Source organism: Stenotrophomonas maltophilia group sp. Smal17 (assembly GCF_030237045.1).
Taxonomy (GTDB): domain Bacteria; phylum Pseudomonadota; class Gammaproteobacteria; order Xanthomonadales; family Xanthomonadaceae; genus Stenotrophomonas; species Stenotrophomonas forensis.
In genome coordinates this window covers 1-22,000 of the sequence record NZ_JASJSU010000066.1, presented here as the reverse complement: position 1 = coordinate 22,000, position 22,000 = coordinate 1, and the positions used below count along the sequence as shown (strand labels likewise).

The following is a 22,000-nucleotide window of genomic DNA, read 5'->3' as shown; positions in this document are numbered from 1 at the left end:
CCCCCGTCCCGCCAAACCATCAGCAACCCAGAGCCGCTTTGGATGTTGATGTTGATGTTGATGTTGCCCGCCGCAGGCGGACCACCGCCGTCAGCGCGGCCCCTCCACATCCAGCCCGATCGGGCAGCTCACCCCCGTGCCACCAATGCCGCAGTAACCGTTCGGATTCTTCGCCAGATACTGCTGGTGATAATCCTCGGCGTAGTAGTACGTCGGTGCCGGGTACACGATCTCGGTGGTGATCGGGCCGTAACCGGCCGCATCCAGCTGCGCCTGGTAGGCCTCGCGGCTGGCCAGCGCGGCGGCGTACTGGGCCTCGTCGGTGGCGTGGATCGCCGAGCGGTACTGGGTGCCGGTGTCGTTGCCCTGGCGCATGCCCTGGGTCGGGTCGTGGCTTTCCCAGAACAGCTGCAGCAGCCGCTCCAGGCTCACCACCGCCGGGTCGAACACCACCTGCACCACTTCGGTGTGGCCGGTCAGGCCCGAACACACCTCTTCATAGGTCGGGTTCGGGGTGATGCCACCGGCATAGCCGACCGAGGTGCTGTACACGCCCGGCTCGTTCCAGAACTTGCGTTCGGCGCCCCAGAAGCAGCCCAGCGCAAAGCGGATCTGCTGCAGGCCAGCGAAACGGTCCTTCAGCGGATGACTGTTCACGAAGTGCTGGTTGCTGTGCAGCGGCAGCGGCTGCTCGCGCCCCGGCAGTGCTTCTTCCGGGCGCGGCAGGCGCTGCTTGAAGGCCCCGATGCCGAGGATGCCCTGGCCAATTCCCAACATGATGCGCTCCTACGCCGGAAGGCCGGCAATGTCGTCTGCATCTGAAATGGGGTCGTCCGGCGCGTGGCCCAAGTCCAGCGAGGCCACGATGTCCTCGGCCTGCGGCCGCGCCGCATCCGGGATGCCGACCCGCAGTACGCCGAACAATGGCAGCTCGCCCATGCCACCCAGCAGCTGCTCGCCAAACACGAAGGCGGGGATGCCGGCGTCTTCCAGTGCGTGCTTGACCAGGTGGGCGTCGAACAGATTGTCGGCCTTGTACACGATGTGCATGCGACGGCTCCATGGGACATGGGGTCCAGCATACGCCCGGACGCTGAATGGTGGCGGTGGCGGCGCATGACCATTCCGCCGGAAGGTGGATGGAGGGTGCCGGCCGCTGGCCGGCAACCCAGGCGCCGCCGGGCAGCTCTGCGCCGTACGCGCTAGACTGTTGGTCTTTCTGCCCTTTTTCGCCCCAGACTCATGTCCGAGCACACCCCCGCCAGCCCCGAGACCCCCGCCGACAGCCACGAGAAGCGCGATTTCATCCGCCAGATCGTGCGCGAGGACCTGGCCAGCGGAAAGCACCAGGCGATCAAGACCCGCTTCCCGCCCGAGCCGAACGGCTACCTGCACATCGGCCATGCCAAGTCGATCTGCCTGAACTTCGGCATCGCCGGTGAGTTCAGCGGTGTCTGCAACCTGCGCTTCGACGACACCAACCCGGCCAAGGAAGATCCGGAATACGTGGCCGCGATCCAGGACGACGTGCGCTGGCTGGGCTTCGAGTGGAACGAGCTGCGCCACGCCTCGGACTACTTCCAGACCTACTACCTGGCCGCCGAGAAGCTGATCGAACAGGGCAAGGCCTATGTCTGCGACCTGTCGGCCGAGGAAGTGCGCGCCTACCGTGGCACCCTGACCGAGCCGGGCCGCCCGTCGCCGTGGCGCGACCGCAGCGTCGAGGAGAACCTGGACCTGTTCCGCCGCATGCGCGCCGGTGAATTCCCGGATGGTGCGCGCACCCTGCGCGCCAAGATCGACATGGCCAGCGGCAACATCAACCTGCGCGATCCGGCGCTGTACCGCATCAAGCACGTCGAGCACCAGAACACCGGCAATGCGTGGCCGATCTACCCGATGTACGACTTCGCCCACGCGCTGGGCGATTCGATCGAGGGCATCACCCACTCGTTGTGCACGCTGGAATTCGAAGACCACCGCCCGCTGTACGACTGGTGCGTGGACAACGTTGATTTCGCCCACGACGACGCGCTGACCCAGCCGCTGGTCGACGCCGGCCTGCCGCGCGAAGCCGCCAAGCCGCGCCAGATCGAGTTCTCGCGCCTGAACATCAACTACACGGTGATGAGCAAGCGCAAGCTGATGGCGCTGGTTACCGAGCAGCTGGTGGACGGCTGGGAAGACCCGCGCATGCCGACCCTGCAGGGCCTGCGCCGCCGTGGGTACACGCCGGCAGCGATGCGCCTGTTCGCCGAGCGCGTGGGCATCAGCAAGCAGAATTCGCTGATCGACTTCAGCGTGCTGGAAGGCGCGCTGCGCGAAGACCTGGACAGCGCCGCGCCGCGCCGCATGGCCGTGGTCGACCCGGTCAAGCTGGTGCTGGCCAACCTGCCCAAAGGCCACGAAGAGCAGCTGACCTTCAGCAACCATCCGAAGGACGAAAGCTTCGGCAGCCGCCAGGTGCCGTTCGCTCGCGAAGTGTGGATCGACCGCGAGGATTTCGCCGAAGTGCCGCCGAAGGGCTGGAAGCGCCTGGTTCCGGGTGGCGAAGTACGCCTGCGCGGCGCCGGCATCATCCGCTGCGATGAGGTGATCAAGGATGCCGACGGCACCATCACCGAGCTGCGCGGCTGGCTGGATCCGGAATCGCGCCCGGGCATGGAAGGCGCCAACCGCAAGGTCAAGGGCACCATCCACTGGGTCAGCGCCGTGCATGGCGTGCCGGCCGAGATCCGCCTGTACGACCGTCTGTTCTCGGTGCCGAACCCGGACGACGAATCGGAAGGCAAGACCTATCGCGATTACCTCAACCCGGAATCGCGCCGCACCGTCACCGGCTATGTCGAGCCGGCCGCGGCCAGCGCTGCCCCGGAGCAGTCGTTCCAGTTCGAACGTACCGGCTACTTCGTTGCCGACCGCCGCGACCACACCGAGGCCAAGCCGGTGTTCAACCGCAGCGTGACCCTGCGCGACACCTGGTCGGCCTGAGGACCTGCGCGGGCGCCAGCACGGCGCCCGCACGCCCGCGACGATGATCACCGCCCTGTCCGCCCTGCTCTGGTTCATCTCGCAGCATCCGCTGCTGACGTTCTTTGCAGCGATGGTGCTGGCCGGGCTGGTCTCGTGGTGGCGGCGCTTTCCGGGCTACGCCATCGTGGTGTTCCCGCTGGCGATGCTCAACATCTTCCTCGGCCACTTCCTCAACGCCACCTTCCTCAATGCGGTGGGCGAGCGTGGTGAAGCGGTGATCGTCAAGGCCGAGGAAACCAACTCCACCCTCAACGAACAGTACATCTGGCGGCACGAAGCGGTGCTGCGTACCGCCGAGGGCCGTGACGTGGAGGTGGTGTTCCATACCAACACCGCCTCGTTGTGGCCACTGGAGAACGCGATCCGCATTCCGGCGCAGGACCAGCCCTTCGTGGTGAAGTACACCCCGGGCTTCCCGCGCAACTTCGTCATCCTCACCAACGAATCACCGCACGGCATTGCCCAGGCCCGGGCCAGCGCGCGCGAACGCGTGGAAGTGGCCGCACGCAAGCTGCATTTCAGCCCGGGCAACGCCGATTTCCGCGCAGACTATCGCCGCGAGCTGGAGACCTGGTTGCGAGACCATGGCAATGATCCGCAGCAGCAGCCCGACGCGCAGCGTTATCGCGCCGAACTCGACGCACTCGACGCGCTCGATCGCTAGACCCCAGGCACTGCCTGGATGTTCCACCCCATCCATCCACAGGCCTGACATGACCACAACTTCCACCGCACTCCTCCCGCTGCTGCAGCAGGTGCTGCAGGAAGGCGGTATCGCCTGCCGCGTCGACGCTGGCGCGCTGCTGCTGGACAGTGGCCTGCGCCTGACCCCGCATGCCGTGGCCGCGAATGAACGCGACAACGGTGGCTGGCAGACCTCCACCGTCATCGAGACCCAGCACCCTGTGCTGTTCGCCGACGGCCTGTTCGAGTACCAGCACGCCAACGGCGCCGACGAACAGGCATCGCTGCTGTCCGGCTTCCAGACCTGGATGCGGGTGGACCTGGCGACCCTGCAGACCGCCGTCGGCGCCGCAGACGCACAGGGCCTGCCGATGCTGGGCCTGAGCTATCCGGGCGCCGAGGAAAGCGAAGAACTGCAGCGCACCGTGGTGCTGGGCCCGCTGGCGCACTACCGCGCACAGGAGGTGGATGCCTCCACCTGCAGCGAGGACGACCACGGTTCCTGCCCGTGCTGCCTGTTCACCCGCAGCATGGACGCCTTCGACGAGCTGCTGAGGGCGCGCCCGTTCCTGGCCATCCGCCTGTTCGCCTCGCGCGACGCCGAGGGCCTGTGCGAAGCCGATTGCCGGGTCAACGGCCACGACTTCGCCGCTGCCCTGCCCCTGCTGCGCGCCTATGCCGCCAGCTGGCCACAGGCCGGGCTGGAGTTCCGCAAGCAGTACGTGGTGATCCGCACCGGCTCGCCGGGCTGACCCACCGCCACACCCGGTACAGGCCGCTGCGGCTACACTGCGCGCCGGTTTCCCAAGCAACCGCACCTTCTTCCATCCCACACGAGGCACCCCCGCGATGCTGTACGCGCAAGTCCACCTGACCCTTCCCGCCTGGATCCACGACCAGATCGACCTGGATCGTCGATATCCCGGCGATGAGGCCAAGGTCGCGCTGGCGATCGAGCTGTCGCGGTTGAACGTCGAGCACGCCAGTGGCGGCCCGTTCGGTGCGGTGGTGTTCGGCCCGGATGACAAGGTGATCGCCGCCGGCGTGAACCGGGTGATGCCGCACGCGACCTCGCTGGCGCACGCCGAGAACATGGCCTACATGCTGGCCCAGCAGCGCCTGCAGACCCCGCGCCTGAACGCGGTGCTGTCGCCGGTCACCCTGGCCACCAGCTCGCAGCCGTGCTGCCAGTGCTACGGCGCCACGGTGTGGGCCGGCATCGACCGCCTGCTGATCGGCGCCAACTCGGCCGACGTCGAGGAGCTGACCCCGTTCGATGAAGGCCCGCTGCCGGCCGACTGGGTCGGTGAGCTCAACAAGCGCGGCATCGAAGTGGTGCAGGGCCTGAACCGCGATGCTGCACGCAGCGTGCTGCGCGCCTATGGGGAAAGCGATGGCGCCCGTTACTGAAACCGGCATCGGCCTGCTGTGCCTGTGCCGGCAGGGCTTCGAGCCCGAGCTGGCCGGCGAGCTGCAGTTCCGCGCGGGCGAAGCCGGTTTCGCCGGCTATGCCCGCACCCAGCGCAATGACGGCTACGTGCTTTTCATGTGCGACGACGCCGCTGCATTGGCACCGCGCCTGCGCTGGCGCGAGCTGATCTTCGCGCGGCAGAAACTGCTGGTACTGGCCGAGCTGCCGCAGCTGGATCCGGCCGACCGCATCACGCCGATGCTGGAGGTGCTGGCCGATGCGCCGCGCTTCGGCGACCTGTGGGTGGAGCACCCCGACTCGGATGCGGGCAAGCCGCTGTCCGGTCTGGCGCGCGCCTTCGGCAACGCGCTGCGCCCGGCGCTGCGCAAGGCCGGCAAGCTGACCGACAAGCCGAACAACCGCCTGCCACGCCTGCACGTGGTGTTTGTCGATGGCACCCACGCCTTCGTCTGCATCGCCGACCCGGCCGACAGCGCGCCATGGGCGCTGGGCATTCCGCGTCTGAAGCTGCTGCCCGAAGCCCCCTCGCGTTCGGCACTGAAGCTGGATGAAGCACTGTTGACCCTGCTGACGCCGGAAGAACGCGAGGCACTGGCCAGGCCGGGCATGCGCGCGGCCGACCTTGGCGCCGCACCCGGCGGCTGGACCTGGGTGCTGACCCGCCAGCACATGCACGTGCTGAGCATCGACAACGGCCCGCTACGCCAGCATGTACTGGATACCGGACTGGTCGAGCACCTGCGCGCAGATGGCTTCCACTGGCACCCGGAGCAGCCGCTGGACTGGATGGTCTGCGACATGGTCGAGCAGCCGCGCCGCGTGGCCGAGCGCATGGCCACCTGGTTCCGCGAAGGCTGGTGCCGGTACGCGATCTTCAACCTGAAACTGCCGATGAAGAAGCGCTGGGACGAGACCCGGCTGTGCCTGGACCTGTTCCAGGACCAGGCCGGCAAGCCGCTGGTGGTGCGCGCCAAGCAGCTGTACCACGACCGCGAAGAGATCACCGTACTGGCTTCGCCGCTGCGCTGAGGCCATCGTGCCCGCCGGGCATGGCCCGGCGCTACCGAGGGATGCAACCATGCGATACCGCTCGACTCCGATACTGATCGCCCTGCTGGCGGCGGCGCCTGCCCTTGCCCAGCAGTTGCCGCATACGCCCGCGCAGAGCCAACCGCTCGGCCCGACCGGTGGCGCGATCCGCCAGCAAGCGCTGGGCGCCGGCCGGGTCACCGGCAGCGTGGAGATTGCACAGCCGGCCGGCGAAGCGCAGGTGACGGTACGTTCGCTGGAGCCGAGCAGCGTGGTCGGCCAGTACCGCATCCGCTTCAGCGAGCTGGACGTGAACGGCGATGGCTTCATCAGCCGCGAGGAAGCACAGGCCAACCCGGCATTGGCCGACGAGTTCAACGCGCTGGACCGCAAGCACCGCGGCAAGCTCGACCGCGCCGACCTGGCCGGTTGGCTGGTGGATTGATCCGCCGTCGCGATCTTCATCCACGCATGGCGTGGCTCTACTGACGGCGGGCACACGACCCGCTCCCGGTGGGTGCCAACCTTGGTTGGCACACTGTCGGAGGCGTGCCAACCAGGGTTGGCACCTACCAGGACGGCCTGTACTCCGATCAGACGCCGGCGGCGCGCTTCCAGAATGCCTGCACCAGCGGCGGCCATTTGCCGACGCAGCCCAGCGCGCGGCCACGGGCCAGAGTCAGGTGCATCTCATCATTGGAGAACAGGCGATTGATCGCGTCGAAGCTGTAGGCGGCGATGTGATTGTCGCTGCGACGTTCGCGGGCCCAGCGCTGCAGCCGCTGCGGTGAAAGGCGCGGCTGGCCGCGGCGCTCCGTCGAAGGCGCCAGCCACTGCTGCAGGGCGGCGACATCGCGCAGGCCCAGGTTCACGCCCTGCCCGGCCAGCGGATGCACGACATGCGCGGCATCGCCCAGCGCCAGTACGCGACCAGCGACATAGTGGCGAGCGAGCTGACGGCGCAGCGGGAACGCCGCACGTGCCGAGGCCAGCCGCAGTTCGCCCAGGCGGGCGGCAAAGGCGCGGGTCAGTTCCCGATTGAACGCGGCTTCGTCCAGGGCCAGCACGCGAGCGGTTTCATCCTCCGGAAGGGTCCAGACAATCGAACTGCGGTGCTCGGCCACCGGCAGCAGCGCCAGCGGCCCGGTCGGCAGGAAGCGCTGCCAGGCCGTGGCCTGGTTCGGCAGTTCACTGTCCACGTAGGCCACCACGCCACGCTGGTGGTAGTCATGCCGCTCGACCTCGATCCCGGCCAGCCGGCGCAGGGTCGATTCGGCGCCGTCAGCGGCCACCGCCAGCGCCGCTTCCAGGCGACGGCCGTCGTCGAGGCGCAGGCGCACGCCGGCCTCGTCCTGCTCCAGCGTCTCCACCCGCGCCGGGCAATGCAGCTGCACGCCCGCGGCCGGCAGCGCCGCCCACAGGCGATCCTGCAGCAGGCCGTTCTCGACGATGTAACCCAACTCGCGCCGACCGAAGCGGTCCGCGTCGAACAACAGATCCTCACCACCTGCCGCATCCCACACCTGCATGCGCCGATAGGGCCACGCGCGGGCCTGCGCGATGGCAGGCCACACGCCCAGCCGGTTCAACAGCTGCACATTGTCAGCGGCGAAGGCAAACACCCGCAGGTCCGGCTGCGCGGCCTGCCAGGGCGCCGGTTCACGGCCTTCCACCAGTGCGACCGAGAGCCCGGCATCGGCCAGTGCCAGCGCGCAGGCCGCACCCACCACGCCGCCACCGACGATGGCCACATCCAGACGCACGTGCCGGCTCATGCGGCTTCTCCGCGGCACAGGCGCGGCACTTCGCCGCGGAAGCCCATCGCGCCACCGACCAGCATCGACTGCACCGAGGCGCGTTGCGCGGCCACCAGGCCGAGGCTGCGCAGCGGTCGCATCAGCGGTGCCGGGTTGCTGGTCAGCCGCGCCAGGCCACCGGAGAACGCCACCGTCTGCCGGCGGTCCTCCTCACGGCGCGCGACATAGGCCTGCAGCAATGCGTCACTGCCGGCGTCCTCATGCGCATCCTCCAGCAGCTCGGCCAGGGTCAGCGCATCGCGCAGGCCCAGGTTGAAGCCCTGGGCGCCCAACGGGTGGATGGTCTGTGCGGCATTGCCGAGCAGCACCGCGCGCTCACCGGCCAGCGCGCGCGCCAGCACCTGGATCAATGGATAGGCACTGCGCGGGCCGGAGTCGAGCAGGCGGCCGGCGCGCCAGCCGATCGCGTGCTGCAGTCGCTGCAGCCAGGCGGCATCATCCAGCGCCATCACCGCGTCGGCCTGGTCGCGCGCAACACCATGCACGGTGCCGAAGTGGCGGTCGCCGCGCGGCAGCAGCGCGGTCGGGCCGGTATCGGTGAAGCGCTCCCACGCCGTGCCATCCGGCGCGCGCTGGCTGCGCACGCGGGCGACAAACAGCGTCTGCTGGAAATCATGGCGGTCGACCTCGATCCCCAGCGCACCGCGCACGGCACTGGCGGTGCCATCGGCACCGACCACCAGCCGGGCCAGCAGCACGTGTTCGCCGTTCTCATCGGCCACCCGCACCTGGCGATAGCCATCGACCACCTCGCCCAGCCCCAGGAAACGCATTGGCCGGTAACGGCGCAGCCGCGGCAGCTCCTGCAGCCGAGCCTCCAGCGCCTGGCCGAAATCGCGCGCGACCACCACCTGGCCGAACCAGGGCCGGTCATAGTCACTGGCCTCAAGCTGCACGCGGCCGAAATCACCGGCACGGCTGACATGGATGCGGCGGATCGGCCCCGGCGCCATCGCCAGCTTCTGCATCACGCCCAGCGCGGTCAGCGCGTTGACGGTGGCCGCGGCGAAACTGAGGTTGCGCTGGTCGAACACCGCCGGCAGTTCACCGGCGGGACTGGCCTCGAGCAGGCCTACGTCGCGGCCGAGGCGCTCCAGGGCAATGGCCAGGCTGGCGCCGACCAGGCCGCCTCCGACGATCAGCACGTCATGTCGTTCACTCATGCGTTCATGATACGCGCTCGTCCCGACTGTACGCCGAACGGGACCACGCCTGCGCCATCCCGTGCGGCGGGCTAGAATGAAACCTGAATCCGCCCCGGGCCCCCACCATGTCCGACACTGCCAACCGCGCCTTCGTCCTGTCCGTCCTTGTACTGCTGCTGGCGGCGACCCGGGTCAATCACTTCGCGGCCATTCCCGATGCGTCCTGGGCCGTGTTCTTCATCGGCGGCTTCTATCTGGCACGCTGGACGCGCTGGGCGTTCCCGCTGCTGATGGTGTTCGCGGTGCTGGTCGACTGGATCGTGATCCGCAGCAGCGGCCTGGATTTCTGGCAGCACTACTGCGTGTCGCCGGGCTACTGGCTGCTGCTGCCGGCGTACTTCTCGCTGTGGGCCGGCGGCATGCTGCTGGGCCGAAACTACCAGGGCGCGCGCTGGCCGGTGCTGGCCAAGGGCGCGCTGCTGCTGGTCGCTTCGGTGGCGGTCTGCCACCTGCTGGCGCAGGGCGGCTTCTACTGGACCAGCCGCAACGTGGCCGAACCGACCCTGGCCGGCTGGGCGCAGAACTACGCGCAGTGGTTCGGGCCGTACCTGCGCACCACCGCGATCTACGTGGCGCTGGCCGCCGCCCTGCAGCTGGCCGTGGAGCAGTTCCTCAAGCTCCAGCAGGCCCGCCGCGACATCCGCCACTGAGCCGCGCCATGGGCCATCGCCTCTCGCGCATCTACACCCGCACCGGCGACGACGGCAGCACCGGCCTCGGCGACGGCCAGCGCGTGGCCAAGGATGACGCACGCGTTGCCTCCTTCGGCACGGTCGACGAGGCCAATGCGGCGCTCGGCCTGCTGCTGGCGGCATCGCTGCCCGAGGACGTGCGGGCGCTGGTCGTGCACCTGCAGCACCAGTTGTTCGACCTGGGTGCCGAGCTGTGCATCCCCGGCCACGCCGCGATCCATGCCGCCGATGTCTCGGCGCTGGAACAGCAGCTGGACCACTACAACGCCGGCCTGCCGATGCTGAAGGAATTCATCCTGCCGGCCGGGGGCGAAGCCGCTGCGCGCTGCCACCTGGCACGCACCATCGTCCGCCGCGCCGAGCGCGAGACCGTCGCCCTGGCCCGCCGCGAGGCGGTGCGCAGCGAGGCACTGCAGTACCTCAACCGGCTGTCGGACCTGCTGTTCGTGCTGGCCCGGGTGCTGGCCCGTGCCGATGGCCACGGCGAGGCGCTGTGGCAGCCACAGCAGCGCCAGCGCTGAGTCGGCACGATGCTGGTCTATACCCATCCGTCCTGCCTGCTGCATGACCCCGGCCCCGGGCACCCGGAGTGCCCGCAACGCCTGCAGCATGTGCTCGATGCCCTGCATGCGGCCTTTCCCGGTCAGCTGCAGTGGCGCCAAGCCCCTCCGGCCAAGTTCGGCGAACTGACCCGGGTGCATGACAGTTCCCTGCTCGACTTCGTGCTGCAGCCACAGACTGCCCCGCTGCGCCAGCTGGACATGGACACCTGGACCTCGCCGGGATCGGCCAGCGCCGCCGTGCATGCCGCTGGTGCCGGCGTGGCCGCAGTCGATGCGGTGATGCTCGGCGAGGATACGCTGGCCTTCTGCGCCGTGCGGCCGCCCGGTCACCACGCCACCAGCAGCACGGCGATGGGCTTCTGCCTGCTCAACAACATCGCCATCGCCGCTGCCTATGCCCGCGACCGCCACGGCCTGGAACGCATTGCCGTGGTCGACTTCGACGTGCACCACGGCAACGGCACCCAGGACATCTTCCAGCACGATGCCCGGGTCTCGTACTACAGCACCCACCAGGCCGGGCTGTTCCCCAATTCGGGCCTGCGCCGCGACCGTGGCGCCGGCAACCTGATGAACATCCTGCTGCCGCCCGGAAGTGGCGGATTCCGCTTCCGCAATGTCTGGGCCGACGAGATGCTGCCGGCCATCAATGACTTCCGCCCGCAGCTGCTGCTGATCTCGGCCGGCTTCGATGCGCACCTGCGGGACCCGCAGGCCGATCTGATGCTGGAAACCGACGATTTCGCCTGGATCACCGGCGAGCTGCATGCGCTGGCACGCCGCCACGCGGCCGGCCGGGTGGTCTCGATGCTGGAGGGGGGCTACGACCTGCAGGCACTGGCCGAATGCAGCGTGGCGCATGTCCGGACCCTGATTTCAGGCGCCGGTGGTACCGTTGCCGGATGAACCCGAACCGGCAGTCTCCACCGCCCTTCATTGCCCCTATGCAAGGGATGGGGCAAGCTACCGTCCGTTTTCGCCCGAATCCGAACCGCGTGCGCCGAGCCCTCCGACTGCTTCCCCTGCCTCTGAGCATCGCCATCAGCCTGCCGGCGATGGCCGACGACAAGCCGCTCAACTGGGGCCTGTGCCCGGCCACCGACGTGATTCCCGCGTTCACTGACGCCCCCACCCCTGTCCCCGGCCAGGACAAGGCCGCTGCCGCGGCCGCCCGCGAGCAGCAGTCGACCGACATCGAGGGCGACCAGCTGCTGGGCACCACCACCGTGCCGCAGTACGAGGGCAACGTGGCCCTGCGCCGTGGCGATCAGTTCGTCGGCACCGACAAGCTCAGCTTCGATACCGAGACCGGCAACTACATCGCCGACGGCAATGTCCGCTACCAGGACGGGTCGATCCGGATGATCGCCAAGCGTGCCGAGGGCAACCAGGAAAGCGACACCCACAAGATCTCCGACATCAAGTACCAGCTGGTGTCGCGCCGCGGCAACGGTGACGCCGAGTCGGTCGACCTGCAGGGTGCGGTCGGCCAGATGCACCGCTCCACCTACACCACCTGCGACCCCTCGCAGCCGGTATGGAAGCTGTCCGCGCCGCAGATCGAGGTGGACAACGACGAAGGCTTCGGCACCGCCCGCAACGCCGTGCTGCGTATCGGCAACGTGCCGGTCCTGTGGGCCCCGTACTTCAAGTTCCCGATCGATGACCGCCGCAAGACCGGCCTGCTGTTCCCGCAGCTGGGCATGTCCGGCCGCAATGGTGTCGACTACGCGCAGCCGATCTACTTCAATCTGGCGCCGAACTACGATGACACCCTGACCCCGCGCTACATGAGCCGGCGCGGACTGCTGCTCGACAATGAATTCCGCTACCTCTACAAAGGTGGCCGCGGTGACGTGCTGACCTCGTTCATTCCCAACGACAAGCTGCGCGACCGCGACCGCGGCCGGGTGATGTTCACCGGCTACCACAACGTGAACAACAACTGGCAAACCCGTGCCAACCTGGCCTGGGTCAGCGACGAGCGCTATGTCGAGGACTTCGCCAATCGCCTGGTCGGTGTGACCGCCTCCAGCCTGCAGAGCAGCATCGGATTGTATGGCACCGGCCAGACCTGGACGGCCGGGATCATGGCCGACCGCTGGCAGCTGACCGATTACACCCTCGACGAAAGCTCCCTGCCCTACAACCGCCAGCCCCGCCTGTACTTCAACTGGGACAAGCCGGTGCTGCCGTGGCTGGAAGCCGGCATCTACTCCGAAGCCGTGCGGTTCACCCACGACGATATCAACTACAAGTACGGTCCCGAGGTCGGCCCGGACCTGCAGTACACCCGCAATGGCCGGCAGCGGACATCCGGCATCGGCGTCGGTGGTGGCTCACGCCTGGACGTGAAACCGTACGTGTCGTTCCCGATCAGCGGCGCGGCCTGGTACGTCACGCCCACCCTGGCCTACCGCTACACCGCTTACCAGCTGGACCGCAGCCTGGTGGACGGCGCCAACGGCATCCGTGGGCAGATCCTGCGCTCGCAGGGCATCGATCCGGCCACCGCCACGCCGGAGCAGCTGCGTGGCAACACCTCGCCGAGCCGAAGCCTGCCGATCGCCAGCCTCGATGCCGGCCTGTTCTTCGATCGCGAAACCCGTATCGGCGGCAAGTCGTTCCTGCAGACCCTGGAACCGCGCCTGTTCTACCTGCGCACGCCCTACCGCAACCAGGAAGAATTGCCAATCTTCGATACCCGTGACTTCACCTTCAGCTGGGGCCAGCTGTTCCGCGATTCGCGCTACACCGGCGCCGATCGCCAGAACGATGCCAACCAGCTGACCCTGGCGCTGGGCACCCGGTTCATCGACCAGACCACCGGCAAGGAACGGTTCTCGGCCGCCATCGGCCAGATCCAGTACTTCGACGAGTCGCGGGTGACGCTCCCGGGCGGTGCGCCGGTTGAAAAGGGCAAGTCGGCCTGGATCGCCGACGGCAACTACATGATCAACGATCGCTGGACCCTGGGCGCCACCTACCAGTGGGACCCGAAGTACAAGCGCGAGGACCTGGCCAGCGTCCGTGCCCGCTACCTGATGCCCAACGACGGCGTGGTCAACCTCAGCTACCGCTACCGCATCAATGCCGGTGCCGCGGCCAACGCCAACAAGCATGACCGGACCCTGCTGGAGCAGGCCGACCTGTCGTTCCTGTACCCGCTGAATGCGCGCTGGAGCGTGGTTGGCCGCTACTACTACTCCCTGCAGGACAAGGAACCGCTGGAAATCATCGCCGGTGTGCAGTGGGACAGCTGCTGCCTGGCCGTGCGCGCCGTTGCCCGCCGCTACGTGCGCAACCGCGAAGGCGACATGAACAACTCCATCCAGCTGGAGTTCGTGCTCAAGGGCCTGAGCTCCATCGGCCAGGACACGGACCGTACCCTGCGCCGTGCTATCCTCGGCTACAACCGCGACGACCTCTATCTGGTGCCGCCCAGCAACACCGGGGCGACCCGCGATGACTACGATCCGAATCAGATCCCATGACCAAGCGCTTCCCCGTTCTTCTCGCCTCGCTGCTGGCGGTGTCCAGCGTGTCCGCCCCCCTGCAGGTGCTTGCCCAGGAGGCGCAGCCGCTTGACCGCATCGCCGCCGTCGTCGATGAGGACGTGATCCTGCAGAGCGAGCTCCAGCGTGCGATCGCCAACATCAAGGCGCAGTACACCGGCCGTGAAAACCAGCTGCCGCCGGAAGACGTGCTCAGCCGCCAGGTGCTCGAGCGGCTGGTGCTGGTCAAACTGCAGGTGGCCCGCGCCCAGAGCAGCGGTATCCGCATCGGCGACCAGGAGCTGAACCAGGCGATGAATGCCATCGCCCAGCAGAATGGCTCGACCCTGGACGCCCTGCGCCAGCGCCTGGCCCATGACGGTATCGACTTCAACGACTTCCGGGCTTCGGTGCGCGATGAAATCACCGTGCAGCGCCTGCGCCAGAGCTTCGCGCAGAGCCGTATCAGCGTCAGCGAGGGCGAGGTCGATGCCGCGCTGAAGCAGCAGGCCACGGTAGGCAACCAGTACCACCTGGCGCACATCCTGATCGCCCTGCCCGACGGCGCCAATGCCGACCAGATCGCCACCGGCCAGAAGAAGGCCGACGGTGTGAAGACCCTGCTGGACAAGGGCGAGCTGGACTTCAACGCCGCCGCCGTCCGCTATTCGGACAGCCCCAACGCGCTGGAAGGCGGCGATCTGGGCTGGCGCAGCCTGGATGAAATCCCGCAGGCGTTCGCGCAGATGATGGAAAAGATGAAGCCCGGTGAAGTGGTGGGCCCGATCCGCGGCCCCAGCGGCTTCCAGCTGTTGAAGCTGGTGGACGTGCGTGATGCCAGTGCCACGGCCGGCGCGAGCACGGTCACCGAGTACCACGGCCGCCACATCCTGGTGCGCGTGGACGATCACCAGACCGACGCCGCCGCCAAGGCCAAGATCGATACCCTGCGCGCCCGCATTGCCGGTGGCGCGGACTTCGAGACGGTGGCCAAGGAGTCCTCCGAGGACAACAACAGCAAGGGTCAGGGTGGCGATCTGGGCTGGTTCCCGGCCGACGCCTTCGGTCCGGCGTTCGGCCAGCAGGTCTCCGGCATCCAGGACGGCGGCATCAGCCAGCCGTTCCGTACCGATGCCGGCTGGCACATCGTGCAGCGCGTAGCCACCCGCCAGACCGACGTGACCAACGACAACCAGCGTGCCCAGGTCCGCGAGACCATCGGCCGCCGCAAGCTGGAAGACGAGTACAACCGCTTCCTGCAGGAACTGCGTGGCGAAGCCTACGTGAGCTTCCGCAGCGGCGACCGCGCGGAAAACACCGCCACGCCGCCGCAGTCCTGACCGATGCGCCCCGAGCTCGCTCTGGTACCGGGCGAGCCCGCCGGGATCGGCCCGGAGCTGTGTGTCCGACTGGCCCAGCAGCCGCGTGAAGACAGCCGGCTGCTGGCCTTCGGCGATCCGGACACCCTGCGCGCGGCGGCAGCCGCGCTGAACCTGCCCCTGCAGCTCTTGCCCGAGGATGCCGAAGCCCGCGTCCCCGGTGATCTGCGCCTGCGCGTGGTCGCCAATGCCGTGCCCAGCCGGTTTGGCCACGCCGACCCGGCCAACGCCAGCGCGGTCATTCACGCACTTCTCGGCGCGGGCCGAGCCTGCCTCAGCGGCGAACTGCACGGCGTGGTCACCGGCCCGGTGCACAAGGCGGTCATCAACGAAGGCGGCATCGCCTACAGCGGCACCACCGAACTGCTGGCCGACCAGGCCGGGGTAAAGGTGGTGATGATGCTGGCCAACCACATCGTGCGCGTAGCCCTGGCCACCACCCACCTGCCGCTGCGCGAGGTGGCCGATGCGATCACCGCACCCGGCCTGGAACACACCCTGCGCACCGTGCATGCCGCACTGCGGCGCGAGTTCGCCGTGCCTGCACCGCGCATTGCCGTGCTCGGCCTGAACCCGCACGCCGGTGAAGACGGCCACCTGGGCCGCGAGGAACTGGACCTGGTGATTCCGCTGCTGCAGCGCCTGCGCGCTGAAGGCATGGACCTGGTCGGGCCGCTGCCGGCCGACACCGCCTTCCTGCCGGCCAAGCTGGCCGGCTTCGACACCGTGCTGGCGATGTACCACGACCAGGGCCTGCCGGTGCTGAAGTACTCGGGCTTCGAACAGGCGGTGAACCTGACCTTGGGCCTGCCCTATCCGCGCGTAGCGGTGGACCATGGCACCGCACTGGACCTGGCCGGCCGCGGCATTGCCGATCCCTCCAGCCTCCAGGCGGCGACGACGCTGTGTGCGCAGCTGGCGCGGCAACGTACACTGAGCGCATGAATTCCCCGCATTCCCCCTCCGGCCCGGTGTTCACCGCCCCGGCCAAGAAGCAGCTTGGCCAGCATTTCCTGGCCGATCGCCACTACATCGACAAGATCGTGATGGCGGTCAATCCGAAAGACGGCGACCGCCTGATCGAGATCGGTCCCGGCCAGGGCGCGATCACGCTGCCGCTGCTGCGCGTGCATCCGAAGCTGACGGTGATCGAGTTCGACCGCGACCTGATCGCGCCGCTGACCGCCGCCGCCGAGCCGCTGGGCGAGCTGACCATCGTCCATCGCGACGTGCTGCGCGTGGACTTCACCGAGCTGGCCGCCGGCCAGCCGATCCGCCTGGTCGGCAACCTGCCCTACAACATCTCCTCGCCGATCCTGTTCCATGCGCTGGAACACGCCGCAGTGGTCCGCGACATGCACTTCATGCTGCAGAAGGAAGTGGTCGACCGCATGGCCGCCGGCCCCGGCAGCAAGGTGTATGGCCGCCTCAGCGTGATGCTGCAGGCGTACTGCCAGGTGACTTCGCTGTTCGTGGTGCCGCCGGGTGCCTTCCGGCCGCCGCCGAAGGTCGATTCGGCCGTGGTGCGGCTGGTGCCGCGCGATCCGGCCAGCATCGGCATCAACGATCACAAGCGCTTTGCCGAGGTGGTCAAGGCCGCCTTCGGGCAGCGCCGCAAGACCCTGCGCAATGCGCTGAACAACGTGGTGTCCGCCGAGCAGTTCATCGCCGCCGGCGTGCGTCCCGATGCCCGCGCCGAACAGCTGGACGTGGCCGAATTCGTCGCTCTGGCCAATGCCTCCTGATTACACTGCCGGTATGGAAGACGCTGACGTTTATGCCATCTCCGTCGAAGTCGCGCCGCGCTTCCTCGACGATCAATCCGCACCGGAAGACGGTCGCTTTGCGTTCGCCTATACGATCCGCATCCACAACCAGGGACGGGTGGCCGCACGCCTGGTCGCACGCCATTGGCGCATCACCGATGCCAATGGCCGCGTCGAGCATGTCGATGGCGATGGAGTGATCGGCGAGCAGCCGCGGCTGCGCCCCGGTGAAGACTTCCGTTACACCTCCGGTGTCATGCTGGGGACCGATCACGGCACCATGCAGGGACACTACGACATGGTCGCCGACGATGGCACCGAATTCGCCGCGCCGGTCGCACCGTTCGTGCTGGCCGTCCCGCGTACCCTGCACTGACAAGGAGGCCGAACGATGAGTGTGTGGGCGATCGGCGACCTGCAGGGCTGCTATGACGTCACCCAGCGACTGCTGGAGAAGATCCGCTTCGACCCGGCGCAGGACACCCTGTGGTTCTGCGGCGATCTGGTCAACCGCGGTGGCCAGTCACTGGAAACGCTGCGGCTGGTGCATTCGCTGCGCGAGCACAGCGTGGTGGTGCTGGGCAACCATGATCTTTCGCTGCTGGCCGTCGGTGCGCGCACCGAAGAGGAGCAGCGCAAGGTCAACCCGGACCTGCTGCGCATCGTGCAGGCCGAGGACCGCGATGAACTGCTGGACTGGCTGCGCCTGCAGAAGCTGGTGCACGTGGACCGCGAACTGGGCTGGATGATGGTGCACGCCGGGCTGGCGCCGAAGTGGACCACGCAGATGGCCGAGAAACATGCGGCCGAAGTCGAGGTGCAGTTGCACGGTGCCGGCTACCGCAAGCTGTTCCGCAACATGTACGGCGACAAGCCGAGCTGGGCACCGAACCTGTCCGGCTATGACCGCTCGCGCGCGATCATCAATGTGCTCACCCGCATGCGCTACTGCACCCCGCGTGGGCGCATCGGCATTGAGGACAAGGGCACGCCGGGCACCCAGGAACAGGGGTTGTACCCCTGGTTCGAAGTGCCGGGCCGGGTCGAGCGCGACCTGAAGGTCGTCTGCGGCCACTGGTCCGCGCTGGGCCTGACCATCACCCAGGGCGTGCACGCCATCGACACCGGTGCGGTGTGGGGCGGGAAGTTGACCGCGCTGCAGCTCGATACCGATGAGCTGCGCGTGGTGCAGGTGCCGGGCCGCGATGTGCCGGCCCCCGTTGCCAATGCCCGCCCTCCGGCGCGACCGGCACACGAGCGTCCTGCCGCTTCGGCACAGGGCAAGGAACAGGGCGGTGGCACACCCGCTGGTAACCCGGGCACCCGCGGCCCGCGCCGTCGTCGCCGTCGTGGCGGCGGTGGTGGTGGTGGTGGCTCTGCAGGCCCCGGCAACAGCGGCGCCCCGCCGCAGGCATGATGCGACCGGGCCGGGCACCAGGGACGGTGCTGCTGCTGACGCTGGCGCTGGCCAGCGGCTGCCAGCCCGGTTCGCCTCCTGCTCCCACGGCCGCGCAGGACGCCGCAGCCACGCCGGCACCATCGTAGGCGCCTTCGCCACCACTGGTGGCCGCAGCGCGCGCGCAGATCGGCGTCACCGTCCGCTACGATCCGGCTTATCAGGTACTCGCCTATCCCGGTGGTGACGTCGCGCGCGATCGCGGCGTGTGCACCGACGTGGTGGTGCGCGCCCTGCGCGATCTGGGACTGGACCTGCAGGCACGCGTGCATGAGGACATGCGCGGAAATTTCAGTGCCTATCCGGCGATATGGGACCTGTCACGGCCGGACCGCAACATCGATCATCGTCGCGTACCGAACCTGATGCGCTGGTTCGAGCGGCAGGGCTGGCAGCAACCGGTGACCGCCCTCGCCATCGACTATGCGGCGGGCGACATCGTCGCGTGGAAGCTCAACGGCAATGGCCTGCTGCACGTCGGTATCGTCTCCGACCGGCGGCTGGCCGATGGCACGCCGCTGGTACTGCACAACATCGCGCGCGGCACGCGCGAAGAGAACCTGCTGTTCCAGCACGCGATCATCGGGCATTACCGGATGCCGGCTCCGTAGAGTCGAGCTTGCTCGACTATGCCCTGTGTATCCACCAAGAGCAGTCGAGCAAGCTCAACTCTACAGGTGCGTTGCGATCAGCGGCGCACGTAATGCACGAAGCGGAACGCGTAGGCGTGGCGTTCGTCAGCCGGGTGCTGCTCGCTGCTCACTTGCTGCCAGTCCTGTGCATCCACCTCGGGGAAATGGGTGTCGGCCGGCACTTCGGCATCGACCCAGGTCAGGTACAGGTCGCTGGCCTGGTCGAGCAGCTGCCGGAAGATCTCGCCCCCCCCGATGATGCACAGCTCGCTCGCGCCCTCGCCTTCGGCAATCGCCTTGGCCTCGTCCAGCGACGCCACCGCGCGCATGCCTACAAATGGCACTTGGCCGCTGCGGGTCAGCACCAGGTTGGTCCGCCCCGGCAGCACGCGGCCGATCGATTCGGCGGTCTTGCGCCCCATCAGGATCGGCTTGCCGAGGGTCAGCGCCTTGAAGTGCTTGAAGTCATCCGGCAGGTGCCAGGGCATGGCATTGCCCTGGCCGATGCCGCGGTTGCGGTCCAGCGCGACGATCATCGACAGCTTCATCGCACTCACACCGCCACCGGTGCCTTGATCGCCGGATGCGGGTCGTAGCCGTCGATGCGGATGTCGTCGAACTGGAAACCGAACAGGTCGGTCACGTCCGGGTTCAACCACAGCGTCGGCAGCGCGCGCGGTTCACGCGACAGCTGCTCGCGGGCCTGCTCGAAATGGTTCGAGTACAGGTGCGCGTCACCCAGCGTATGCACGAAATCGCCCACGCCCAGGCCGGTGGCCTGCGCCACCATGTGGGTCAGCAGCGCATAGCTGGCAATGTTGAACGGCACGCCGAGGAAGATGTCGCCGCTGCGCTGGTACAGCTGGCAGCTGAGCTTGCCGTCCACCACGTAGAACTGGAACAGGTTGTGGCACGGCATCAGCGCCATCTGCGAGAGCTCGCCCACGTTCCAGGCGCTGACCACCAGCCGGCGCGAATCGGGGTTGCGCTTGATCTCGTCCACCAGCCACTGCATCTGGTCGATCGCACCGCCATCGGCGGTGGCCCAGCTGCGCCACTGCTTGCCGTACACCGGGCCGAGATCGCCGTTCTCGTCGGCCCACTCGTCCCAGATGCGCACCTGGTTGTCCTTCAGGTAGCCGATGTTGGTATCGCCCTTCAGGAACCACAGCAGCTCGTGGATGATCGAGCGCAGGTGCAGCTTCTTGGTGGTGACCAGCGGGAAGCCGTCGTTGAGGTTGAAGCGCATCTGCCAGCCGAACACGCTGCGGGTGCCGGTGCCGGTGCGATCGCTCTTCTCCGCACCGTGTTCCAGCACATGCGAGAGCAGGTCCAGGTAGGACTTCATGCCTTACCCTCGGCAGCCACCGGCAGCTGCGGCTGCAGTACGGGCGCGCGGCGCGACATTGCCAGCAGCACCAGGCCGAAGGCGATCAGCGGCAGGCTGAGGATCTGGCCACGAGTCAGCCAGTCGAAGGCCACGTAGACGCCGTTGTCAGGCATGCGCACAAACTCGACGGCGAAGCGGAACAGGCCGTACATCAGTGCGAACAGGCCACCGACCAGATAGCGATGACGCGGCTTGGCCGACACCGTCCACAGCACCACGAACATCACCAGCCCTTCCAGGAACGCTTCATACAGCTGCGAGGGATGGCGGGCGAACTGGTTCAGCGCGCCGCTGGCGAACTGCGCCTGCAGGGTCGCGTGGTCCAGCTGGTTCAGCGGCGCCGGCAGGCCGGACGGGAACACCACGCCCCAGCTGCCGTCGGTGTACTTGCCCCACAGCTCGGCACCGATGAAGTTGCCGATGCGGCCGAAGCCCAGGCCCAGCGGCACCAGCGGCGCCATGAAGTCCATGGTGTCGAAGAAGTGCAGCGTGTGCTTGCGCGACCACCACCAGCAGGCGCCGAGCACGCCCAGCAGGCCGCCGTGGAAGCTCATGCCGCCATCCCACACCTTGAACAGCAGCAGCGGGTTGTGCAGGAAATCGCCCAGCGCGTAGAACAGCATGTAGCCGATGCGCCCGCCCAGCACCACGCCGAGCATGGCGTAGAACAGCAGGTCGGAGAAGCCGTTGGCATCAACGCCCGGCAGGCGCCCGTCGGCAATGCGCTTGCGGCCCAGCAGCCAGGCAGCAGTGAAGCCGAGCAGGTACATGATGCCGTACCAGTGCACCTTGATCGGCCCCAGCGAGAGGGCGATGGGGTCGATGTCGTGGAAATAGATCATGGAAGGTGCCTTGCGGTTGAACGCCTATTCTCGGGCCAGTGCCGCCCCGGCTCAACCAAGGAGCTGCGGGGTGTTGGGCAGGCCGTCATCGTCTGACCGCGTCGCGGCCGGAAAGTGCCCTTCCACCAGGGTCGAAACCTCTTCGATGGCGCCGCGCAGCGCCTCGACCGGGTTCGGGCCGCGCAGGCCCTCGCGCAGATGGGTACAGACCCGCTGCCACTGCGCCGGACTGATCCTGCCGTGCAGGCCACGGTCAGCGACGATCTCGATCGCGTGGTCGGCCAGCAGCAGGTAGATCAGCACGCCGTTGTTGTGGGCGGTATCCCAGGTGCGCAGGCGGGCGAAGGCATGTTCGGCGGCCTGGCGCGGGGTGACCTTGCGCCACAGCGCGTCCAGCGGCAGGTCGGCCTCCACGGCGAACATCACCTGCCCGCCGTGGCGCTGCTCACCGGCGGCGATGGCCTCGGTGATCGCCTGCAGCGTAGCCGGCGGGAACGCGCGCCGTACCGACGGCGAGAACAGATGGCGGCACAGACGTTGGATCATCACCAGCCTCCCGATGCGCCGCCGCCGCCGGAACGGCCAC

At 68.0% G+C, this 22,000-nt stretch carries 23 protein-coding genes and 1 pseudogene; 16 read left to right on the top strand and 8 right to left on the bottom strand.

What is annotated here, in order from left to right; all coding sequences use genetic code 11:
• Window positions 1–90: 90 nt before the first annotated feature.
• Window positions 91–756 (bottom strand): peptide-methionine (S)-S-oxide reductase MsrA, encoded by a 666-nt coding sequence (gene msrA, locus QRO93_RS15660; RefSeq protein ID WP_049457340.1) that lies wholly within the window; start codon window positions 754–756, stop codon window positions 91–93.
• A 30-nt stretch (window positions 757–786) separates the two neighbouring features.
• Window positions 787–1,050 carry a DUF2007 domain-containing protein gene (locus QRO93_RS15655; RefSeq protein ID WP_004154314.1) on the bottom strand — a complete coding sequence of 88 codons (264 nt, stop codon included), beginning with the start codon at window positions 1,048–1,050 and terminating at the stop codon, window positions 787–789.
• A gap of 192 nt (window positions 1,051–1,242) precedes the next feature.
• On the opposite strand from QRO93_RS15655, the gene QRO93_RS15650 reads away from it, so the two are divergent.
• The 6 genes from QRO93_RS15650 (at window position 1,243) to QRO93_RS15625 (ending at window position 6,623) form a co-directional block, all read left to right on the top strand.
• On the top strand, window positions 1,243–2,991 hold the full coding sequence (locus tag QRO93_RS15650) for a glutamine--tRNA ligase/YqeY domain fusion protein (RefSeq protein ID WP_180878962.1): 1,749 nt from the start codon (window positions 1,243–1,245) through the stop codon (window positions 2,989–2,991).
• A 43-nt stretch (window positions 2,992–3,034) separates the two neighbouring features.
• Window positions 3,035–3,697, top strand: a complete 663-nt coding sequence (locus QRO93_RS15645; protein WP_285304278.1) for a hypothetical protein — start codon at window positions 3,035–3,037, stop codon at window positions 3,695–3,697.
• Window positions 3,698–3,746: 49 nt separating this feature from the next.
• The gene (locus tag QRO93_RS15640) at window positions 3,747–4,469 is read left to right on the top strand and encodes a DUF6348 family protein (RefSeq protein WP_180878966.1); all 723 of its coding nucleotides are present in this window, start codon (window positions 3,747–3,749) and stop codon (window positions 4,467–4,469) included.
• Between the two features lie 97 nt (window positions 4,470–4,566).
• Window positions 4,567–5,127, top strand: a complete 561-nt coding sequence (locus QRO93_RS15635) for a nucleoside deaminase (protein WP_004154307.1) — start codon at window positions 4,567–4,569, stop codon at window positions 5,125–5,127.
• Complete coding sequence (gene rlmM / locus QRO93_RS15630) at window positions 5,111–6,178, top strand: 23S rRNA (cytidine(2498)-2'-O)-methyltransferase RlmM (RefSeq protein ID WP_180878968.1); 1,068 nt, start codon at window positions 5,111–5,113, stop codon at window positions 6,176–6,178. Before QRO93_RS15635 ends, rlmM begins: the two co-directional genes overlap by 17 nt.
• 49 nt (window positions 6,179–6,227) lie before the next feature.
• Window positions 6,228–6,623 carry an EF-hand domain-containing protein gene (locus QRO93_RS15625; protein WP_180878970.1) on the top strand — a complete coding sequence of 132 codons (396 nt, stop codon included), beginning with the start codon at window positions 6,228–6,230 and terminating at the stop codon, window positions 6,621–6,623.
• Window positions 6,624–6,771: 148 nt separating this feature from the next.
• On the opposite strand, the gene QRO93_RS15620 is transcribed toward QRO93_RS15625, so the two are convergent.
• Both QRO93_RS15620 and ubiH read right to left on the bottom strand, forming a co-directional pair.
• Window positions 6,772–7,953, bottom strand: coding sequence for a UbiH/UbiF family hydroxylase (locus QRO93_RS15620; RefSeq protein WP_180878972.1), 1,182 nt, complete (start codon window positions 7,951–7,953; stop codon window positions 6,772–6,774).
• Complete coding sequence (gene ubiH / locus QRO93_RS15615) at window positions 7,950–9,158, bottom strand: 2-octaprenyl-6-methoxyphenyl hydroxylase (RefSeq protein ID WP_053511379.1); 1,209 nt, start codon at window positions 9,156–9,158, stop codon at window positions 7,950–7,952. Before ubiH ends, QRO93_RS15620 begins: the two co-directional genes overlap by 4 nt.
• Before the next feature lie 107 nt (window positions 9,159–9,265).
• Between ubiH and QRO93_RS15610 the strand changes: the two genes are divergently transcribed.
• The 10 genes and pseudogenes from QRO93_RS15610 to QRO93_RS15565 all read left to right on the top strand — a co-directional run bounded on the left by QRO93_RS15610 (window position 9,266) and on the right by QRO93_RS15565 (window position 19,161).
• A complete protein-coding gene (locus QRO93_RS15610; protein ID WP_049457329.1) occupies window positions 9,266–9,850 on the top strand; it encodes a hypothetical protein in 585 nt (194 codons plus the stop codon).
• An 8-nt stretch (window positions 9,851–9,858) separates the two neighbouring features.
• A complete protein-coding gene (locus QRO93_RS15605; protein WP_049457330.1) occupies window positions 9,859–10,413 on the top strand; it encodes a cob(I)yrinic acid a,c-diamide adenosyltransferase in 555 nt (184 codons plus the stop codon).
• A gap of 9 nt (window positions 10,414–10,422) precedes the next feature.
• The gene (locus QRO93_RS15600) at window positions 10,423–11,361 is read left to right on the top strand and encodes a histone deacetylase family protein (protein ID WP_180878974.1); all 939 of its coding nucleotides are present in this window, start codon (window positions 10,423–10,425) and stop codon (window positions 11,359–11,361) included.
• 89 nt (window positions 11,362–11,450) lie between these two features.
• On the top strand, window positions 11,451–13,949 hold the full coding sequence (gene lptD / locus QRO93_RS15595; RefSeq protein ID WP_180878976.1) for an LPS-assembly protein LptD: 2,499 nt from the start codon (window positions 11,451–11,453) through the stop codon (window positions 13,947–13,949).
• Window positions 13,946–15,289, top strand: a complete 1,344-nt coding sequence (locus tag QRO93_RS15590) for a peptidylprolyl isomerase (RefSeq protein WP_053448845.1) — start codon at window positions 13,946–13,948, stop codon at window positions 15,287–15,289. The genes lptD and QRO93_RS15590 overlap by 4 nt, the downstream gene beginning before the upstream one ends.
• 3 nt (window positions 15,290–15,292) lie before the next feature.
• Entirely contained in the window at window positions 15,293–16,273 is a 981-nt protein-coding gene (gene pdxA, locus QRO93_RS15585) for a 4-hydroxythreonine-4-phosphate dehydrogenase PdxA (RefSeq protein ID WP_180878978.1), read from the top strand.
• Complete coding sequence (gene rsmA, locus QRO93_RS15580; RefSeq protein WP_164087876.1) at window positions 16,270–17,073, top strand: 16S rRNA (adenine(1518)-N(6)/adenine(1519)-N(6))-dimethyltransferase RsmA; 804 nt, start codon at window positions 16,270–16,272, stop codon at window positions 17,071–17,073. Before pdxA ends, rsmA begins: the two co-directional genes overlap by 4 nt.
• Window positions 17,074–17,086: 13 nt before the next feature.
• A complete protein-coding gene (gene apaG, locus QRO93_RS15575; RefSeq protein WP_008268668.1) occupies window positions 17,087–17,470 on the top strand; it encodes a Co2+/Mg2+ efflux protein ApaG in 384 nt (127 codons plus the stop codon).
• A 15-nt stretch (window positions 17,471–17,485) separates the two neighbouring features.
• The gene (locus QRO93_RS15570) at window positions 17,486–18,511 is read left to right on the top strand and encodes a symmetrical bis(5'-nucleosyl)-tetraphosphatase (protein ID WP_180878980.1); all 1,026 of its coding nucleotides are present in this window, start codon (window positions 17,486–17,488) and stop codon (window positions 18,509–18,511) included.
• Window positions 18,508–19,161: pseudogene (locus QRO93_RS15565) on the top strand (DUF1287 domain-containing protein). The gene QRO93_RS15570 and the pseudogene QRO93_RS15565 overlap by 4 nt, the downstream one beginning before the upstream one ends.
• Before the next feature lie 77 nt (window positions 19,162–19,238).
• Here the strand turns inward: QRO93_RS15565 and QRO93_RS15560 are convergent.
• Genes QRO93_RS15560 through QRO93_RS15545 form a run of 4 tightly spaced genes read right to left on the bottom strand, consistent with a single transcriptional unit; the run spans window position 19,239 to window position 21,960 of the window.
• Window positions 19,239–19,730 (bottom strand): dihydrofolate reductase, encoded by a 492-nt coding sequence (locus QRO93_RS15560; protein ID WP_049457337.1) that lies wholly within the window; start codon window positions 19,728–19,730, stop codon window positions 19,239–19,241.
• Between the two features lie 5 nt (window positions 19,731–19,735).
• On the bottom strand, window positions 19,736–20,530 hold the full coding sequence (locus QRO93_RS15555) for a thymidylate synthase (RefSeq protein WP_180878984.1): 795 nt from the start codon (window positions 20,528–20,530) through the stop codon (window positions 19,736–19,738).
• On the bottom strand, window positions 20,527–21,414 hold the full coding sequence (gene lgt, locus QRO93_RS15550) for a prolipoprotein diacylglyceryl transferase (RefSeq protein ID WP_053448838.1): 888 nt from the start codon (window positions 21,412–21,414) through the stop codon (window positions 20,527–20,529). The genes QRO93_RS15555 and lgt overlap by 4 nt, the downstream gene beginning before the upstream one ends.
• A gap of 51 nt (window positions 21,415–21,465) precedes the next feature.
• The gene (locus tag QRO93_RS15545) at window positions 21,466–21,960 is read right to left on the bottom strand and encodes a TPM domain-containing protein (RefSeq protein WP_053448837.1); all 495 of its coding nucleotides are present in this window, start codon (window positions 21,958–21,960) and stop codon (window positions 21,466–21,468) included.
• Window positions 21,961–22,000: the final 40 nt, after the last annotated feature.

Bases quoted from the DNA above. Each gene is read 5' to 3' on its own strand.
- QRO93_RS15655 (WP_004154314.1), bottom strand. From the start codon at position 1,050: ATGCACATCGTGTACAAGGCCGACAATCTGTTCGACGCCCACCTGGTC.
- QRO93_RS15650 (WP_180878962.1), top strand. From the start codon at position 1,243: ATGTCCGAGCACACCCCCGCCAGCCCCGAGACCCCCGCCGACAGCCAC.
- QRO93_RS15645 (WP_285304278.1), top strand. From the start codon at position 3,035: ATGATCACCGCCCTGTCCGCCCTGCTCTGGTTCATCTCGCAGCATCCG.
- QRO93_RS15640 (WP_180878966.1), top strand. From the start codon at position 3,747: ATGACCACAACTTCCACCGCACTCCTCCCGCTGCTGCAGCAGGTGCTG.
- QRO93_RS15635 (WP_004154307.1), top strand. From the start codon at position 4,567: ATGCTGTACGCGCAAGTCCACCTGACCCTTCCCGCCTGGATCCACGAC.
- rlmM (WP_180878968.1), top strand. From the start codon at position 5,111: ATGGCGCCCGTTACTGAAACCGGCATCGGCCTGCTGTGCCTGTGCCGG.
- QRO93_RS15625 (WP_180878970.1), top strand. From the start codon at position 6,228: ATGCGATACCGCTCGACTCCGATACTGATCGCCCTGCTGGCGGCGGCG.
- QRO93_RS15620 (WP_180878972.1), bottom strand. From the start codon at position 7,953: ATGAGCCGGCACGTGCGTCTGGATGTGGCCATCGTCGGTGGCGGCGTG.
- ubiH (WP_053511379.1), bottom strand. From the start codon at position 9,158: ATGAGTGAACGACATGACGTGCTGATCGTCGGAGGCGGCCTGGTCGGC.
- QRO93_RS15610 (WP_049457329.1), top strand. From the start codon at position 9,266: ATGTCCGACACTGCCAACCGCGCCTTCGTCCTGTCCGTCCTTGTACTG.
- QRO93_RS15605 (WP_049457330.1), top strand. From the start codon at position 9,859: ATGGGCCATCGCCTCTCGCGCATCTACACCCGCACCGGCGACGACGGC.
- QRO93_RS15600 (WP_180878974.1), top strand. From the start codon at position 10,423: ATGCTGGTCTATACCCATCCGTCCTGCCTGCTGCATGACCCCGGCCCC.
- QRO93_RS15590 (WP_053448845.1), top strand. From the start codon at position 13,946: ATGACCAAGCGCTTCCCCGTTCTTCTCGCCTCGCTGCTGGCGGTGTCC.
- pdxA (WP_180878978.1), top strand. From the start codon at position 15,293: ATGCGCCCCGAGCTCGCTCTGGTACCGGGCGAGCCCGCCGGGATCGGC.
- rsmA (WP_164087876.1), top strand. From the start codon at position 16,270: ATGAATTCCCCGCATTCCCCCTCCGGCCCGGTGTTCACCGCCCCGGCC.
- apaG (WP_008268668.1), top strand. From the start codon at position 17,087: ATGGAAGACGCTGACGTTTATGCCATCTCCGTCGAAGTCGCGCCGCGC.
- QRO93_RS15570 (WP_180878980.1), top strand. From the start codon at position 17,486: ATGAGTGTGTGGGCGATCGGCGACCTGCAGGGCTGCTATGACGTCACC.
- QRO93_RS15560 (WP_049457337.1), bottom strand. From the start codon at position 19,730: ATGAAGCTGTCGATGATCGTCGCGCTGGACCGCAACCGCGGCATCGGC.
- QRO93_RS15555 (WP_180878984.1), bottom strand. From the start codon at position 20,530: ATGAAGTCCTACCTGGACCTGCTCTCGCATGTGCTGGAACACGGTGCG.
- lgt (WP_053448838.1), bottom strand. From the start codon at position 21,414: ATGATCTATTTCCACGACATCGACCCCATCGCCCTCTCGCTGGGGCCG.
- QRO93_RS15545 (WP_053448837.1), bottom strand. From the start codon at position 21,960: ATGATCCAACGTCTGTGCCGCCATCTGTTCTCGCCGTCGGTACGGCGC.